Annotated in this window: 15 protein-coding genes; 12 read left to right on the forward strand and 3 right to left on the reverse strand. The window is 68.8% G+C overall.

Annotated elements, in window-relative coordinates; genetic code table 11:
- Window positions 1-41 precede the first annotated feature (41 nt).
- The 6 genes from murC to lpxC all read left to right on the forward strand — a co-directional run bounded on the left by murC (window position 42) and on the right by lpxC (window position 6,853).
- Window positions 42-1,454 (forward strand): UDP-N-acetylmuramate--L-alanine ligase, encoded by a 1,413-nt coding sequence (gene murC / locus BEI_RS06075; RefSeq protein WP_097788673.1) that lies wholly within the window; start codon window positions 42-44, stop codon window positions 1,452-1,454.
- Entirely contained in the window at window positions 1,451-2,377 is a 927-nt protein-coding gene (locus tag BEI_RS06080) for a D-alanine--D-alanine ligase (RefSeq protein WP_097788674.1), read from the forward strand. The genes murC and BEI_RS06080 overlap by 4 nt, the downstream gene beginning before the upstream one ends.
- Before the next feature lie 3 nt (window positions 2,378-2,380).
- On the forward strand, window positions 2,381-3,136 hold the full coding sequence (locus tag BEI_RS06085) for a cell division protein FtsQ/DivIB (RefSeq protein ID WP_097788675.1): 756 nt from the start codon (window positions 2,381-2,383) through the stop codon (window positions 3,134-3,136).
- Between the two features lie 169 nt (window positions 3,137-3,305).
- Window positions 3,306-4,598: a cell division protein FtsA gene (gene ftsA / locus BEI_RS06090; RefSeq protein ID WP_097788676.1), complete on the forward strand. Its 1,293-nt coding sequence runs from the start codon at window positions 3,306-3,308 to the stop codon at window positions 4,596-4,598.
- A 34-nt stretch (window positions 4,599-4,632) separates the two neighbouring features.
- On the forward strand, window positions 4,633-5,829 hold the full coding sequence (gene ftsZ, locus BEI_RS06095) for a cell division protein FtsZ (RefSeq protein ID WP_097788677.1): 1,197 nt from the start codon (window positions 4,633-4,635) through the stop codon (window positions 5,827-5,829).
- Window positions 5,830-5,941: 112 nt separating this feature from the next.
- The gene (gene lpxC / locus BEI_RS06100) at window positions 5,942-6,853 is read left to right on the forward strand and encodes a UDP-3-O-acyl-N-acetylglucosamine deacetylase (RefSeq protein WP_097788678.1); all 912 of its coding nucleotides are present in this window, start codon (window positions 5,942-5,944) and stop codon (window positions 6,851-6,853) included.
- Window positions 6,854-7,031: 178 nt separating this feature from the next.
- Here lpxC and BEI_RS06105 read toward each other — a convergent pair whose 3' ends face one another.
- Window positions 7,032-7,493, reverse strand: a complete 462-nt coding sequence (locus BEI_RS06105; RefSeq protein WP_193765167.1) for a DUF721 domain-containing protein — start codon at window positions 7,491-7,493, stop codon at window positions 7,032-7,034.
- Window positions 7,494-7,598: 105 nt separating this feature from the next.
- Between BEI_RS06105 and BEI_RS06110 the strand changes: the two genes are divergently transcribed.
- From BEI_RS06110 to BEI_RS06125, 4 genes are all read left to right on the forward strand, one after another.
- Window positions 7,599-8,003, forward strand: a complete 405-nt coding sequence (locus BEI_RS06110; RefSeq protein WP_097788680.1) for a hypothetical protein — start codon at window positions 7,599-7,601, stop codon at window positions 8,001-8,003.
- Between the two features lie 56 nt (window positions 8,004-8,059).
- Window positions 8,060-10,798 (forward strand): preprotein translocase subunit SecA, encoded by a 2,739-nt coding sequence (gene secA, locus BEI_RS06115; RefSeq protein WP_097788681.1) that lies wholly within the window; start codon window positions 8,060-8,062, stop codon window positions 10,796-10,798.
- A 96-nt stretch (window positions 10,799-10,894) separates the two neighbouring features.
- Window positions 10,895-12,124: a bifunctional glutamate N-acetyltransferase/amino-acid acetyltransferase ArgJ gene (gene argJ / locus BEI_RS06120; RefSeq protein WP_097788682.1), complete on the forward strand. Its 1,230-nt coding sequence runs from the start codon at window positions 10,895-10,897 to the stop codon at window positions 12,122-12,124.
- Window positions 12,125-12,204: 80 nt separating this feature from the next.
- Window positions 12,205-13,152: a Nudix family hydrolase gene (locus BEI_RS06125; RefSeq protein WP_097788683.1), complete on the forward strand. Its 948-nt coding sequence runs from the start codon at window positions 12,205-12,207 to the stop codon at window positions 13,150-13,152.
- Between the two features lie 205 nt (window positions 13,153-13,357).
- Here BEI_RS06125 and BEI_RS06130 read toward each other — a convergent pair whose 3' ends face one another.
- Window positions 13,358-14,260, reverse strand: a complete 903-nt coding sequence (locus BEI_RS06130) for a carbon-nitrogen hydrolase (protein ID WP_097788684.1) — start codon at window positions 14,258-14,260, stop codon at window positions 13,358-13,360.
- A complete protein-coding gene (locus tag BEI_RS06135) occupies window positions 14,257-15,321 on the reverse strand; it encodes an agmatine deiminase family protein (RefSeq protein ID WP_097788685.1) in 1,065 nt (354 codons plus the stop codon). The genes BEI_RS06130 and BEI_RS06135 overlap by 4 nt, the downstream gene beginning before the upstream one ends.
- Window positions 15,322-15,526: 205 nt before the next feature.
- Between BEI_RS06135 and BEI_RS06140 the strand changes: the two genes are divergently transcribed.
- On the forward strand, window positions 15,527-15,778 hold the full coding sequence (locus tag BEI_RS06140; protein ID WP_097788686.1) for a hypothetical protein: 252 nt from the start codon (window positions 15,527-15,529) through the stop codon (window positions 15,776-15,778).
- 128 nt (window positions 15,779-15,906) lie between these two features.
- Window positions 15,907-17,148 carry a lipoprotein-releasing ABC transporter permease subunit gene (locus BEI_RS06145; RefSeq protein WP_097788687.1) on the forward strand — a complete coding sequence of 414 codons (1,242 nt, stop codon included), beginning with the start codon at window positions 15,907-15,909 and terminating at the stop codon, window positions 17,146-17,148.
- The last annotated feature ends 6 nt before the right edge of the window (window positions 17,149-17,154 follow it).

The raw sequence follows: 17,154 nt of genomic DNA on the forward strand, positions 1-17,154 counted from the left end.
CCGGCCAGGCCACGCCCCCGCGACCCGGGCGGGGACTGGGCATGCGCCGCATCCGGCGCATCCACTTCGTCGGCATCGGCGGCGCCGGCATGTGCGGCATCGCCGAGGTGCTGGCGAACCAGGGCTACACCGTGAGCGGCAGCGATCTCAAGGCCTCCCCGGTGGTGGCACGGCTGCGGGAGGCCGGCATCCGGGTGGCCATCGGCCACGCCGAGGACAATGCCCGGGATGCCGACGTGGTGGTGGTCTCCACCGCGGTGGACGAGACCAACCCCGAGATCCGCTGGGCCCAGGAGCATCGTGTGCCGGTGGTGCGTCGCGCCGAGATGCTGGCGGAGCTGATGCGCTTCCGGCATGGCATCGCCGTGGCCGGCACCCACGGCAAGACCACCACCACCAGCCTGACCGCCACCCTGCTGGGGGAGGGCGGGCTGGACCCGACCTTCGTGATCGGCGGCAAGCTGACCAGCGCGGGCAGCAACGCGCGCCTGGGGGAGGGCGACTACCTGGTGGCCGAGGCCGACGAGTCCGATGCCTCCTTCCTGCACCTGCAGCCCATGGTGGCCGTCGTCACCAACATCGACGCCGACCACATGGCCACCTACGGCGGCGACTTCGAGCGCCTCAAGGGCACCTTCGTCGAGTTCCTGCACAACCTGCCGTTCTATGGTCTCGCGGTGCTGTGCATCGACGACGCCAACGTCCGGGGGCTGATCGAGCGGGTCAACCGCCAGTTCGTGACCTACGGCTTCAGCGCCGACGCCGACTACCGCATCGAGGACTTCGCCCAGGAGGCCGGCGAGGTGCGCTTCACCGCGCGTCGCCCCGACGGCCTGGTGCCCCTGCCGGTGCGCCTGGCCATGCCGGGCCGCCACAACGCCCTGAACGCCCTGGCGGCCATCGCCGTGGCCAGCGATGCCGGGGTCGACGACGCCGCCATCCTGCAGGGTCTGGCCGGCTTCGCCGGCGTCGGGCGCCGGTTCCAGGTGCATGGCGACTATGCGCTGCCGGGCGGCGAGGGGGAGGTCATGCTGGTGGACGACTACGGCCACCATCCCCGGGAGGTGGAAATGGTCATCCGGGCCGTGCGCGACGGCTGGCCGGACCGACGCCTGGTGATGGTCTACCAGCCGCATCGCTACAGCCGCACGCGGGATCTCTACGAGGACTTCGTGCGGGTCCTGGCCGAGGTCGATACCCTGCTGCTGCTGGACGTCTACAGTGCGGGGGAGGCGCCGTTGCCGGGGGCCGACGGCCGTAGCCTGGCCGGCTCCATCCGACAGCGCGGCGAGGTGGACCCCATCTTCGTCCAGGACAAGAGCGAACTGCCGGGACTGCTGGCCAAGGTGCTGCGCCCCGGCGATATCCTGATCACCCAGGGCGCCGGTGACGTGGGCGGCATCGCCCAGCGGCTCGCCGACGCCCGACTGTCCGTCGACGAGGTGGCGCTATGACCCTGGACGTGACCGGCCTGGGCCGGGTGGTGGTGCTCTACGGCGGCGACTCCGCGGAGCGCGAGGTGTCGCTGAAGAGCGGGGCGGCGGTGCTGTCGGCACTGGAGCGGGCCGGGGTCGCGCCCATCGGCTACGACCCCGCCGAGCAGGGCGGTCTCGCGGGCCTCGAGGCGCTTGCGCCCGATCGGGTCTTCATCGCCCTGCACGGCCGGGGCGGCGAGGATGGGACCCTGCAGGGCGCACTGGAGCTGCTGGACATCCCCTACACCGGCAGCGGCGTGCTGGCCTCGGCGCTGGGGATGGACAAGCAGCGCACCAAGCTGGTCTGGCAGGCGCTGGGGCTGCCCACGCCGGAGAGCGTGATGCTGGGACCGGACGCCGACTGGCCGGGCGTCGTCGAACGGCTCGGTCTGCCGCTGATCGTCAAGCCGGTGCACGAGGGCTCCACCCTCGGCATCACCATCGTCGACAGCGCCGAGGCCCTGGAGGCGGCCTACCACGATGCCGCGCGCTTCGATGCCCGGGTGATGGCCGAGCGATTCATCCGGGGAGAGGAGTACACGGTGTCGCTGCTCGGCGACGAGGTGCTGCCGGCCATCCGCGTCGAGGTACCCGGTGGCTTCTACGACTACGAGGCCAAGTATCTCTCCGACGAGACGCAGTACCATCTGCCCTGCGGACTGGAGGCGGGCGAGGAGGCGCAGCTCGCCGAACTGTGCCGCGAGGCCTTCGCCGCCATCGGCGGCGAAGGCTGGGGCAGGGTGGACGTCATGCGCGATGCCGCCGGGCGTTTCTGGCTGCTCGAGGTCAACACCGTCCCCGGCATGACCGACCACAGCCTGGTCCCCCAGGCGGCCGCCCATGCCGGCATCGACTTCGATGCCCTGGTGCTGCGGATCCTCGCCACCGCGGCGCGAGGCTGACGGATGGCCCGTCGGGGAAGCCTGCTGGGGGTCCTGCTGCTGGCGCTGATGCTGGGGGCCGGCGGGCGAGCCTTGTGGATGTGGCTGGATCGCCCCATCGAGCGGGTCTCGATCCGCGGGGAGCTCCACCATGCGGGGGCGGACTATCTGCGCGGGCAGCTTGCGCCCCTGGTCCGCGGGCAGGCCTGGCTGTCGGCGGACCTCGGGGAGCTTCGCGAGCGGGCACGGGCCATCGGCTGGCTGCGCGAGGTGCGCATCCGTCGCGAGTGGCCCAACGCCCTGGTGTTCGAGCTGGTCGAGCAGGTGCCGGTGGCACGCTGGAACGATGACCGGCTGCTCAACCCCGAGGGCGAGCCTTTCGCCTTCGCTCCGCTGCCCGCGCCCGGCGGCCTGCCCTATCTGGCGGGTCCCCCGGGCAGCGGGCCCGAGGTGTTGGCCTACCATGACACCCTGGCCGCGCGACTGAGGGCGCGGGGGCTTTCCCTGCGTCAGCTGCGACTCGAGGATCGCGGCGCCTGGCGGCTGCAGCTCGAGCAGGGCATCTGGGTGATGCTGGGGCGCAACCATCGAGAGCCTCGGCTGGCTCGCTTCCTGGCGGCCTGGCAGCGCGAGTTCGCGGCCCTGGCGCCGCATATCCGCTATCTGGACCTGCGTTATCCCAATGGGGTGGCGGTGGCCTGGCACGGCAATGACGCCCCTTCTCTGGCCGGTGGCGCGAGTCAAGGCGGCGCCCGCCGGGGGGCTTCGCCCTCCGGTTGAGGCGCTATCGAGGTATTCCTTTTCGACGAAAATCGCCGTATCGTGACGGATGATTTTCGCCTCGGGCTGGTGAAGGACGGGAAGATGTTCCTATAATTGGCCCAGGTTTTTTTCGTTTCAAACACTTATTTTCCCCAAGCGGGTCAGGCTCGAGGAGATTTCCCGGCTCATGTCAGGTCCATCCAATGCGTCCAATATGGTAGTCGGGCTGGATATCGGAACTTCCAAGGTCGTGGCGATCGTGGGGCAACCCACCGATGATGGCGGCATCGAGATCGCCGGCATCGGCTCGCACCCCTCCCGCGGCATGAAGAAGGGGGTCGTGATCAACATCGAGTCCACGGTGCAGTCGATCCAGCGCGCCGTGGAGGAAGCCGAGCTCATGGCCGGCTGCGACATCCATTCCGTCTACGTGGGCATTGCCGGCAGCCACATCAGCTCCATGAATTCCGATGGCGTGGTGGCCATCAAGGAGCGCGAGGTGGCGCCCACCGACATCGACCGGGTCATCGACTCCGCCCGTGCCCGAGCCATCTCGGAAGGCCAGCGGGTGCTGCATGTGCTTCCCCAGGAGTTCGCCATCGATACCCAGGGCGGCATCCGCGAGCCGCTGGGCATGTCCGGGGTACGCCTCGAGGCGCGGGTGCATCTGGTGACCGCGGCGCTCAACGCCGTCCAGAACATCGAGAAGTGCGTGCGTCGCTGCGGTCTCGACGTGGACGCCATCATCCTCGAACAACTGGCCTCCAGCCATGCAGTGCTGACCGAGGACGAGCGCGAGCTCGGCGTCTGCATGGTCGACATCGGCGGCGGTACCACCGACATCGCGGTGTTCACCGAGGGTGCCATCCGCCATACCGCGGTGATCCCCATCGCCGGCGACCAGGTCACCAACGACATCGCCATGGCGCTGCGCACCCCGACCCAGCACGCCGAGGAGATCAAGGTCAAGTACGCCTGCGCGCTGACCCAGCTGGCCGCCAGCGACGAGATGATCAAGGTGCCGAGCGTCGGCGACCGGCCGGCCCGTGACCTGTCTCGTCAGTCGTTGGCCGAGGTGGTGGAGCCTCGTTACGAGGAGCTCTTCACCCTGGTCCGCGACGAGCTGCGGCGCAGTGGCTACGAGGACCTGGTGGCCGCCGGCGTGGTGCTGACGGGGGGGACGGCGCGCATGGAAGGCGTGGTCGAATTGGCCGAGGAAATCTTCCACATGCCGGTGCGCATCGCCTGTCCGCAGAACGTGCGAGGGCTCGCTGACGTGGTGCGCAATCCGATTTATTCGACGGGGGTCGGTTTGCTACATTACGCTCTTAACGAGGCCCGTCAGGGGCACGGCCAGCTGGAGCCGTCCGGGGGCAGCATGTCGGCGCAGCCGAGGCGCGGTGAACCTGCCCGGCGTGGCGCAGGGGAAGGGATTCCGGCGCTCGCGAAGCTCAAGGGCTGGTTCAAAGGAAATTTCTGACATGGCCGCGCAAGCGGTCCAGGAGACGGGGCTAATGTTCGAACTGGTAGACAGCGCACCCTCAAGCAGTGCGGTCATCAAGGTCATCGGTGTCGGCGGCGGCGGCGGTAACGCCGTCAACCACATGGTCGAAAGCAGCATCGAGGGCGTGGAGTTCATCTGCGCCAACACCGATGCCCAGGCGCTGAAGCGGGTGGCGGCCAAGACCGTGCTCCAGCTCGGCAGCGAGATTACCAAGGGTCTCGGGGCCGGTGCCAATCCCGAGGTCGGCCGTCAGGCCGCGATGGAGGACCGCGAGCGCATCGCCGAGCTGCTCCATGGCGCCGACATGGTCTTCATCACCGCCGGCATGGGGGGCGGGACCGGGACCGGCGGCGCCCCCGTCGTCGCCCAGGTGGCCAAGGAGCTCGGCATCCTGACCGTGGCGGTGGTGACCCGTCCCTTCCCCTTCGAGGGGCCCAAGCGGATGCGGGCGGCCGAGGAAGGCATGAAGGAGCTTTCCGAGCATGTCGACTCGCTGATCACCATCCCCAACGAGAAGCTGCTGTCGGTGCTCGGCAAGAGCGCCAGCCTGCTCACCGCCTTCAGCGCGGCCAACGACGTCCTGCTGGGCGCCGTGCAGGGCATCGCCGAGCTGATCACCAGCCCGGGGATCATCAACGTCGATTTCGCCGACGTGCGCACGGTCATGTCCGAGATGGGCATGGCGATGATGGGGACCGGCGGGGCGACCGGCGAGAACCGGGCCCGCGAGGCCGCCGAGAAGGCGATCCGCAGCCCGCTGCTGGAGGACATCGACCTCCATGGAGCGCGTGGCATCCTCGTCAACATCACCGCCGGCCCCGATCTCTCCATCGGCGAGTTCAACGACGTGGGGGCCACCGTTCAGGAGTTCGCCTCCCAGGACGCGACCATCGTGGTCGGTACCTCCATCGACATGGAGATGAGCGACGAGCTTCGCGTCACCGTGGTGGCCGCCGGGCTCGATGGCCAGCGCCAGTCCCAGGCGACCAGCCGCGAATCCGCCCGCCGCAGCGAGGCCGGAGGCGACTATCGTCAGCGTCAGCCCGCCGCGGCCGGCCGTCCCCAGCCCGGCAGCGGTCGTACCGCGGCGGCCGCCTCCAAGCCCGAGCCCCAGGAAGCGTCTCGTCCGCAGCCGGAGCCTCGCAAGTCCCAGGAGCTCGACGACTATCTGGACATCCCGGCCTTCCTGCGGCGCCAGGCCGATTGAGAGTCGCTATCGTTCGTATAGGCAGCGTTAGGGGAAGTTCCTTTTGTTGAAACGGACGTTCGGTGTTATAGTGAACAGTGTTTGATAATCAACGAGTGCCTGGCGACTGCCCATGATCAGACAACGCACCCTCAAGAACGTCATCCGCGCCACCGGCGTCGGCCTGCATTCGGGGAAGAAGGTCTACCTGACCCTGCGCCCGGCGCCGGTCGATACCGGCATCGTCTTCGTGCGCACCGACCTGGAGCCCGAGGTGCAGATCCCCGCGCGGGCCGAGAACGTCGCCGACACTACCCTGTGCACCGCCTTGTCCCAGGACGGCGTCAAGGTGGCCACCGTGGAGCACCTGATGTCCGCCCTGGCCGGCCTGGGGATCGACAACGCCTACGTGGACGTCAGTGCTCCCGAGGTGCCGATCATGGACGGCAGTGCCGGCCCCTTCGTCTTCCTGATCCAGTCCGCCGGCATCGCCGAGCAGAACGCGCCCAAGAAGTTCATCCGCATCAAGCGCGAAGTGGTGGTGCGTGACGGCGACAAGGAGGCCATCTTCCTTCCCCATCACGGCTTCAAGGTGTCCTTCGCCATCGACTTCGACCACCCGGTCTTCGAGGACCAGAAGCAGACCGCGATGGTCGATTTCTCCACGACCTCGTTCGTCAAGGAGGTGTCGCGGGCCCGGACCTTCGGCTTCATGCGTGACCTGGAGCACCTCCGGTCCAACAATCTGGCGCTGGGCGGCAGCCTCGACAATGCCATCGTGGTCGATGACTACCGCATCGTGAACGAGGGTGGGCTGCGCTACGACGACGAGTTCGTCAAGCACAAGGTGCTCGATGCCATCGGCGACCTCTACCAGCTCGGCCACAGCCTGATCGGCGAGTTTCGTGGCGTGAAGTCCGGTCATGCCCTGAACAACCAGCTGTGTCGCGCCCTGATGGAGACGGCGGACGCCTGGGAAATCGTCACCTTCGAGGACGAGGCCGCCAAGGCGCCGATCTCCTACGCCGCACCGGCCATGGCCTGAGCCGGACCCGGCTTCGCCGGGAGCTGTAAGCCTCCGGCTCCGCCGGGAGGCGTAAGCTGGAAGAGCGCCGCTTCGCGGCCGGAAGCTGGAAGACAAACAACCCCGCTGGGCCTTCCAGCGGGGTTGTTTCATATCAGGTCCTGGCTGTGCTGCGTTCGCGCTTCCAGCTTGGCGGGGCTTACGGGTCTCGTTCGGCGTGGGAGGCGAGCCGTTCCAGGGCGCGCTTGAGCCCCGGGTCGTCCACGTCGGCCGCACAGCTCGACAGCTCGTCGGCGGCGCGAGACGTCAGCCGACGAGTCTGGCGGGGCGGTGCCTTGGGAGGGCGCACCGGGCGGACCTTGAGCTCGAACCCCGTCACCGCGGCGAAGGCCGGAAGCTGGTGGAGCAGCTCCAGCAGGCGCGGCTGTTCGTAGCGCAAGCGGGTCAGCCAGACGGCGCGGTCGGTGATGAGGGTCAGCCGTCCCTGGTGGAAGCCCCCGACGAAGAGGTGCTCGCCGAGCTCCCCGGGCAGGTGGTCGCGGAGGTGGCGTTGCGCCTGGTCGATCAGGCGCGCCCGCCGCATCAGGTCGCCGAGTTCGCCACCGCCGCCCAGCAGCCGGGACATGGGCTGTGCTCGGAACCGCTTAACCTTTATACTCATCAGCTTGTTTCCCGGGGTCCGGACCCTGGATCGATCGACGTCGGCCACCCGCCGGCGGCACTGGAATGACGTAGCCTAGCACAGGCACGGGAGTCCCACGACAGCATGACCCACCTCACCGCGGAACGTCCCTCGTCCGACCTCGCCCGGGGCCTGCGCCCGATCGAGGATGCGGCGCGTCGTCCGCGGGTGTCCGGGCACCGTCAGGCGCCCTGGTGGCTCGCCGGCCTGCTGGTGGGCTGCCTGCTCCCGGCGGGACTCGCCCAGCTGGACTCGACCCGGCATGTCGAGCGCGTCATCCAGATCTGCATCCTGGCGCCGGCGCTGATCCGGGCCAGTTCCCGGCTCCAGGCCCGGCGTCGCGCCACTCGCCGCTGGCCGCCCGGACCGCGTCCCGCGTCGATCGGGCTCGCCCTCCGTCACGAGCCAATGGATTCGCCGCCATGCCGGGCCGTGGCCGCGCATGACGTGCTGACCCGTCGGGGGCCGCCAGTCGCCGGTCGACCCTGAACGACGAGCGGCGGGGCAACCCCGGCCGGAAGCATCACGCAGCGACTGGATCCTTCATGATCAATACATTGTTACGCAAGGTCGTCGGCTCCAAGAACGACCGAGAAATCAAGCGCATGGGCCGCACCGTGGCGCGTGTCAATGCCCTCGAGAGCGAGCTCGAGGCGCTCAGCGACGAAGCGCTCAAGGCGCGCACGCCGGCCTTTCGCGAGCGCCTGGCGGGCGGCGAGTCCCTCGATGCCCTGCTCCCGGAGGCTTTCGCCACGGTGCGCGAGGCAGGCAAGCGTGTCATGGGCATGCGCCATTTCGACGTCCAGATGATCGGTGGCATCACCCTCCATGACGGTCGCATCGCCGAGATGAAGACCGGGGAAGGCAAGACCCTGGTGGCCACCCTGGCGGTCTACCTCAATGCCCTGCCGGGCGAAGGCGTGCACGTGGTCACGGTGAACGACTACCTGGCTCGCCGTGATGCCGACTGGATGCGTCCCCTCTACGAGTTCCTGGGACTCTCCGTGGGGACCATCTATGCCGGCCAGACCCCTGAGGAAAAGCGGGCCGCCTACGCCTGCGACATCACCTACGGGACCAACAACGAGTTCGGCTTCGACTACCTGCGTGACAACATGGCCTTCTCGCTGGAGGACAAGGTCCAGCGGGGGCTGAGCTTCGCCATCGTCGACGAGGTGGACTCCATCCTCATCGACGAGGCGCGCACCCCGCTGATCATCTCCGGGGCGGTGGACGAGAACACCGAGCTCTACAAGGTCGTGGACCGGCTGGCGGTGAACCTTGCGCCCTGCACCGACGAGGAAGACCCGGAGAGCGGTGACTTCACCCTGGACGAGAAGCAGAAGCAGGTGGAGCTCACCGAGGGCGGCCACAACAAGGTCGAGGAGCTGATGCGCTCCGAGGGGCTGCTGGGCGAGGAGGACTCGCTCTACGCGGCCCAGAACCTCAACCTGCTGCAGCACATGCACTCGGCGCTGCGCGCCCGCCACCTCTATCACCGCGACGTGGACTATATCGTCAACGATGGCCAGGTGGTGATCGTCGACGAGCACACCGGTCGCACCATGCCGGGCCGGCGCTGGTCCGAGGGCCTGCACCAGGCGGTGGAGGCCAAGGAAGGGGTGCCGGTGCAACGGGAGAGCCAGACGCTCGCCTCGACGACCTTCCAGAACTACTTCCGTCTCTACGACAAGCTGTCCGGCATGACCGGCACCGCCGACACCGAGGCCTTCGAGTTCCGCCAGATCTACGGCCTGGACGTGGTGGTGATCCCCACCAACAAGCCGCTGATCCGCCAGGACATGAACGACCTGGTGTACCTCACCGCCGAGGAGAAGTTCGAGGCCATCATCGCCGATGTCAGGGCGCAGACCGAGGCCGGCCGCCCCGTGCTGGTGGGCACCGCTTCCATCGAGACCTCCGAGTACCTGGCGGGGCTCATGAGGCAGGCCGGGCTCGCCTTCAACGTGCTCAACGCCAAGCAGCACCAGAGCGAGGCCCAGATCATCGCCCAGGCCGGCCGACCCGGAGCCATCACCATCGCCACCAACATGGCAGGTCGCGGCACCGACATCGTGCTGGGCGGCAACTGGGAGGCCGAGGCGGCCCAGCTGGAGGCGCCCAGCGAGGACCAGATCGAGCGGCTCAAGGCAGAATGGCAGGCACGCCACGAGGCGGTACTCGCCGCCGGCGGCCTGCACGTGATCGGTTCCGAGCGCCACGAGTCCCGACGCATCGACAACCAGCTTCGCGGCCGCGCCGGTCGCCAGGGCGACCCGGGGTCGACGCGGTTCTTCCTGTCCCTGGAAGACAACCTGATGCGCCTGTTCGGCTCCGACCGGGTGCAGCGCCTGATGCAGGCCCTGGGCCTGGAGCGTGGCGAGGCCATCGAGCACAAGATGGTCTCCAACGCGGTGGAACGGGCCCAGAAGAAGGTCGAGGGCCGCAACTTCGATATCCGCAAGCAGCTGCTCGAGTACGACGACGTGGCCAACGACCAGCGCCGGGTCATCTACGAGCAGCGCAACGAGATCCTCGCCGCCGACGACGTCTCCGAGAACGTCGCCGGCATCCGGGCCGAGGTGCTCGACGAGGCGATCAGCGAGTTCGTGCCGCCCCAGAGCCTGCCGGAGCAGTGGGATCTGGCCGGCCTGGAGGCCCATCTCAAGGCCGAGTTCAACCTCGAGGCGCCGGTGGTCCAGTGGGCCGAGGAGGACGACCGTTTCCATGAGGAGCGGCTCCGGGAACGCCTCCAGGACATGCATCGCCAGGCCTACGAGGAGAAGGTCGAGATCGCCGGTCCCGAGCTGATGCGGCGTTTCGAGAAGCAGGTGATGCTTCAGGTGCTGGACACCCGCTGGAAGGAGCACCTGCAGTCCATGGATCACCTGCGCCGAGGCATCCACCTGCGGGGTTACGCCCAGAAGAATCCCAAGCAGGAATACAAGCGCGAGTCCTTCGAGCTGTTCCAGATGTTGCTCACCAACATCAAGGCCGATGTCACGCGCATCCTCAGTCACGTCAAGGTGCGGCGTCCCGAGGAGGTCGAGGCCCTGGAGCGACAGCGCCGCGAGGCCCTGGAGCGCGAGAAGGCGTCCGCCGCCAGCCGGCATGACGCCCCCGAGGCGGCCACCGACGGCGAGGAGCGCCCGGCGGCGGCCGCCCCGGCGCCGGGCGCCGACGGTCGCCCGATGCGCCGGGAGGGACCCAAGGTCGGCCGCAACGATCCCTGTCCCTGCGGGTCGGGCAAGAAGTTCAAGCAGTGCTGCGGCAAACTCAGCTGAGTCGGGCAACGGGCTGCGGATCAGACCTGGCGAGGCGCAGCCCACCAGGCTGCTCGAGGCCCGAAGCTCGAAGCGAATTCATACAGGAGACAAGCGATGGCAGTGGGGCCTGCAAGCTTTCCGGACATGCCGGTGATCGAGGGGCTGCGCCTGGGGACCGCCCGGGCCGGGATCAAGACGGCCGGACGACGTGACCTGGTGGTGATCGAGGTGCCGCAGGGGGCGACCGTGGCCGGTACCTTCACCCGGAACGCCTTCTGTGCCGCACCGGTGAGCGTGGCTCGCGAGCACCTGGCAAGCTGCAGGATGCGAGGCGAGGCGCCGCGCTACCTGGTGGTCAACACCGGCAATGCCAATGCCGGCACCGGCGACATCGGGTTGCGCGATGCCCGTGATACCTGTGCCGAGCTGGCCCATCTGGCCGGCGTGGCCGCGAACCAGGTCCTGCCGTTCTCCACCGGGGTGATCGGCGAGACCCTGCCCATGGAGCGCCTGCTGGCCGGCCTGCCCGAGGCCCTGCGCGGTCTGGACGAGGGAGCCGAGGGCTGGGCCGCCGCGGGCGAGGGCATCCTGACCACCGATACCCGGCCCAAGGGGGCCAGCGTGACCGTACGCCTGGGTGACGAGACGGTCACGATCAACGGCATCAGCAAGGGCTCGGGCATGATCAAGCCGAACATGGCGACCATGCTGGGCTTCGTGGCCACCGACGCGGCCATCGCCCCCTCGCTGCTCGACGAGCTGCTGCGCGAGACCGTGGCCCGTTCCTTCAATTGCATCACGGTCGACGGCGATACCTCCACCAACGACGCCTGCATGTTGATCGCCACCGGGCGGGGAGCCAGGGTCGACGACGAGCACCGCCTGGCCGTCTTTCGTGACGCCCTCCAGGGCTTGATGATCGAGCTGGCCCAGGCCATCGTCCGCGACGGCGAGGGGGCCACCAAGTTCGTCAGCCTGCAGGTCGACGGGGCGGTGACGCGCGAGGAGGCCCTGGACGTGGCCTTCACGGTGGCGCACTCGCCGCTGGTCAAGACGGCGCTCGCGGCCAGCGACGCCAACTGGGGGCGTATCCTCGCGGCGGTGGGACGGGCCCCGGTGGAGGACTTCGACGTGTCCCGGGTGACCATCGACCTGGGCGAGGTGCGGCTGGTGGAGCACGGCGGCTGTGCCGCCGGTTACACCGAGGAGGCCGGCAGCGCGGTGATGGCCCGGGAGGAGATCGCCATTCGGATCGCCCTCGGCCGCGGGGAACGCAGTGCCACCGTCTGGACCACGGACCTGACCCGCGAATACGTCGCCATCAACGCCGACTATCGCAGCTGAGCCTCCGCTCCTACCTCGACTCAAGAGCAACCCCCGCCCTCCGGTCGCGGGAATCAAGTTGGATAAGGTGAATGAACGCAATGGTGAAGAGAAGGGTGCATGTGGCGGCGGCCGCCATCATCAGCGCCGACGGTCGTGAGGTGCTGCTCGCCCGGCGCCCGTCCAACGTCGATCACGGCGGCCTCTGGGAGTTTCCCGGCGGCAAGCTGGCGCCCTACGAGACGGGCCTCGAGGCGCTCAAGCGCGAGCTTCACGAGGAGCTGGGCGTGGAGATCCGCCGCGCCCAGCCGCTGATCCGCATCCACCACGAGTATTCCGACAAGCACATCCTGCTCGACGTCTGGCAGGTGCATGATTTCGCCGGCGAGCCCTTCGGCCGCGAGGGGCAAGCGGTGCGCTGGGTGCCCATGGAGGAGCTGATCAACTACCCTTTCCCGGCCGCCAACCTGCCGATCCTGCGTGCGGTGATGCTGCCCACCGAATACCTGATCACCGGGGAGGAGGACGACGAGAGCACCTTCCTGGGCCGTCTCGAGCGAGCGCTCACCGAGGATGGGGTGCGCCTGGTGCAGCTGCGGGCCAAGGAACTGGAACGTGAGGCCTACCCCGCCCGGGCGGAGCAGGCCCTGGGCCTGTGCCGTCGCCACGGCGCGCGGCTGGTGCTCAATGGCGAGCCGGAGCTGCTGGAGGCGCTGGACGCCGACGGCGTCCACCTGACCAGCGAGCGCTTGATGCGCCTGGAGCGGCGGCCGGTGGCCGAGGGCAAGTGGTTGTCGGCCTCGACCCATGACCGCGAGCAGCTGGCCCAGGCCCATCGCATCGGCTGCGACTTCGTCACGCTCTCGCCGCTGCGCACGACGCCTTCCCACCCGGAGGTGGCGCCGATCGGCTGGCACGACTTCCAGCAGCTGGTCGAGCACGCCGGGATGCCGGTCTTCGCCCTGGGCGGCATGACCCGCTTCGACGCCAACCACGCGCGCGCCGTGGGGGCCCAGGGGATCGCCTCGATCCGGGATTTCTGGAAGTAGGCGCGAGCGCCGAGCTACAAGCAAAACCCCCGAAGGTGGAAGCCTTCGGGGGTTTTGCTTTTGCCCGGTCTGGGATCAAGCTGCTGACTTGCAGCTTGCAGCTTGCAGCTTGCAGCTTGCAGCTTGCAGCTTGCAGCTTGCAGCTTGCAGCTTGCAGCTTGCAGCTTGCAGCTTGCAGCTTGCAGCTTGAGCGCGTGAAGCGCGCTCAGTCCCGATAGCGCCGGGTCAGGTCGCCATAGGCGTCGATGCGGCGGTCGCGCAGGTAGGGCCAGATCCGCCGGATGTCCTCGCCGCGATCCAGGTCCAGGGTCACCAGCAGGCGCTCGGCCTCCTCGCCGGCATGGGCCAGCAGTTCCCCCTGGGGGCCGCAGATGAAGCTCCCGCCCCAGAAGTCGATGCCCGGGCTCACGCCGGAATGATCGGGCTCGTGGCCCACCCGGTTGGCCGCCACCACCGGCAGGCCGTTGGCCACCGCATGGCTGCGCTGGATCAGCGTCCAGGCATCCTTCTGGCGGGCCTTCTCGTCGGCATCGTCCGGCGGGTGCCAGCCGATGGCGGTGGGATAGAGCAGCAGCTCCGCGCCGGCCATAGCCATGAGTCGGGCGGCCTCGGGGTACCACTGGTCCCAGCAGACCAGCACGCCGAGCCGGCCCACCGAGGTGTCGATGGGCTGGAAGCCCTGGCCGCGATCCGCGTCGTGATCCCCCGGGGTGAAGTAGAACTTCTCGTAGAAACCGGGATCGTCGGGAATGTGCATCTTGCGGTAGTGGCCTACCCGGCCCCGTTCCCGATCATAGACCACGGCGGTGTTGTGGTAGACGCCGGGAGCCCGGCGCTCGAACAGCGAGCCCAACAGCACGATGCCGAGTTCCGCGGCCAGGCCCGCCAGCCGCAGGCCGGTGGGGCCGTCCAGGGGCTCGGCCAGGTCGAAGAGTTCGACATCCTCGTACTGGCAGAAGTAGTGGGTGGCGTGGAGCTCCTGGAGCACCACCAGCTCGGCCCCGGCGGCGGCCAGCTCGCGAATGCCGGCCTCGCTCTCGGCCAGGCTGCGTTCCTTGTCGGGCCAGGCGGGCTGCTGGACCAGGCCGACCTTGAGGGTACGGGTCATGACGTCTCTCCTTCATGGTGGCGGGTCCCGACGAGGGTCCCCCGGGGCAGTTGCATGGTCAGGCAGTGCAGGCTGCCATGCTGGCGGATCACGGTGCTGCAGTCGATGGGCAGGATGTCACGGTCCGGGAAGGCCTCGGCCAGCGCGTTCAGTGCCCGGAGGTCGGCGGCGTCCCCGTAGGCGGGCACCAGCACGGCTCCGTTGATGATCAGGAAATTGGCATAGGTCGCCGGCAGGCGGTGGCCGTCTTCGGGATCCAGGCAGGGGCGCGGCCAGGGCAGGGGGATCAGCCGGTAGGGCGTGCCGTCGACCCGGCGGAGGGCCTGCAGTTCGCGCTCCATGGCGGAGAGCGCCGGGTAGTGCGGGTCTGTCTCGTCGTCGCAGCGCACATAGGCGATGGTCTTCGGGTCGCAGAAGCGCGCCAGGGTGTCCACATGACTGTCGGTGTCGTCGCCTTCCAGGTGGCCATGGGCCAGCCACAACACCCGCTCGATGCCGAGTTCCTCGCGGAGCCGGGCCTCGAGGTCGGTCCGGCCGAGCCCCGGGTTGCGGTTCTCGTTGAGCAGGCAGGCCTCGGTGGTGAGCAGGGTGCCCTGGCCGTCGGTGTCGATCGCGCCTCCCTCGAGGACCAGGTCCCGGGACGCCAGGGGCGCGGCGGCGCCGCCGGCCTCGGCGAGCCGACGAGTCAGGCTGTCGTCACGGTCGGCCGGGAACTTGCCGCCCCAGCCGGTGAAGACGTAGTCGAGCAGCAGGGGGTATCCGTCCCGGGCGACCGCGATCGGCCCGTGATCCCGGGCCCAGGTGTCGTCGGCCTCGGCGACCACCAGGAGCAGCCGCTCCCCCGGGACGCCCCGATGCCGGAAGGTGTCGGCCAGGCGCTCGCGCGTGGCCTCGTCCGGCACGGCGACCAGCACCCGCTGATAGCGAGCGATGGCCACCACCAGGCTCTCCAGGCTCGCCTCGATGCGAGACAGCAGCGGTGCCCAGTCGCTCTCGGGCCCGGGCCAGGTCAGTTGAACGGCATCCTGGGGGTGCCACTCGGGGAGCAGGGTGACGGCCATGTCGCGGCCTCCTCGATGTCGGAATCCGGCGCAATGTAGGGGCGGCGGCGCCGGGATGCAAGTCCGGCCTCGCCTCAGGTCGATCGGCGGTGTCGTCGCCTTCCTGTCGCCGGGGGAGACAGCCGGTGTCGCCGATGGCTTACAGTCCGGCAGCGCCATTCGGTCGATCATGGCGGCAGACAGGAACCGAGCATGGAGAGATGCCATGGATTACCTCACCCTGGCCTTCGTCCTGGCGGTCGTCGCCGCCCTGGCGGCCCTGGCCAGCCTGCTGTTGTTGCCACGGGTGCTGCGTGAGGCCACGCCCCGCCTGCGCCCCGGGTCCGGCACGGCGACGGACGCCGAGCGGCCCGCATCCCGCCCGAGGACGACGGCCGGCGCCGGTGTTGCGGACCGTGAGCGCCGCCGCACCCTGCCACCGGAGGTGGTCGCCATGCTGATGCGTCGGCATGGCTGAAGGCTCGGCCGGGCCCACGCCGCCCGGTCCCGGGCGAAGGATGCAGGCTTGATGCAAGTCGCCGTGGCCCCGGTGCAGCCGTGCGCAAAAACACGTACCATGAGCGCCCGCCGACAAGGAACGCTCATATGCTGGATCGTCTGCCATTCCTGATCGGGCTGCGCTACGTGCGGGCCAAGCGTCGCAATCATTTCATCTCCTTCATCTCCCTGACCTCCATGCTGGGCCTGACCCTGGGCGTGGCGGTGCTGATCCTGGTGCTGTCCGTGATGAACGGCTTCGACCGGGAGCTGCGCACTCGGGTGCTGGGCATGGTGCCCCATACCCGCATCGAGGTGCCGGCAGGGCTCACCGACTGGCAGCCCCTGGCCGAGCGCCTCATGCAACGCGAGCATGTGGTCGGCGCGGCCCCCTACGTCCAGCAGCAGGGCATGTTCTCGGTGGGCGGGCGCAACCAGGGGGCCCTGGTCAACGGCATCGAGCCGGCATGGGAAGGCCGGGTGTCGATCGTCGACGAGCACATGGTCCGCGGCAGCCTCGCGGACCTGGTCCCGGGGGAGTGGAACATCGTGCTCGGCGAGCTGCTGGCCCGCCAGCTCGGCATCGGCGTCGGCGACCGGGTGACGCTGCTGGTGCCCGAAGCCTCGATCACCCCCGCGGGCGTCTTCCCGCGGCTCAAGCGCTTCACTGTCAGCGGTATCTTCAGCGTCGGGGCGGATCTGGATGCGAGCCTGGCCTATGCCCATATCGAGGACATGCAGACCCTGGCCCGCATGGGCGAGGCGGTGGGCGGGCTGCGCCTGGAACTCGACGACCTCTTCCTCGCCGGCAGCGTGACTCGTGCGATCATCGACGACCTGGGGCCGGGCTATCGGGGGCTGGACTGGACCTACACCCGGGGGAACCTCTTCCAGGCCATCCAGATGGAGAAGCGCATGATCGCCTTGCTGCTCACCGTGATCGTCGCGGTGGCGGCCTTCAACATCGTCTCCACCCTGGTGATGGTGGTCACCGACAAGCACGCCGACATCGCGATCCTGCGCACCATCGGGGCCACGCCCCGTTCCATCATGGGCATCTTCATGGTCCAGGGTCTGGCCATCGGGGTGATCGGCATCCTGGTGGGGGTCGGCCTTGGCATCCTGCTGGCCCTGTTCGTCTCCGACATCATCGGCTTCGTCGAGTCGACGCTGGGTATCCAGTTCCTCGACGCCGGCGTCTACTTCATCAGCGACCTGCCGTCCCAGCTGCTGTGGTCGGATGTCGGCAACATCGTCGCGGCGGCCTTCGTGCTGACCTTCCTGTCGACCCTCTACCCGGCCTGGCGCGCGGCCTGGGTGCAGCCCGCCGAGGTGCTCCGCTATGAATGACCCCGC

This window comes from Halomonas beimenensis, assembly GCF_002549795.1.
Lineage (GTDB): Bacteria > Pseudomonadota > Gammaproteobacteria > Pseudomonadales > Halomonadaceae > Halomonas > Halomonas beimenensis.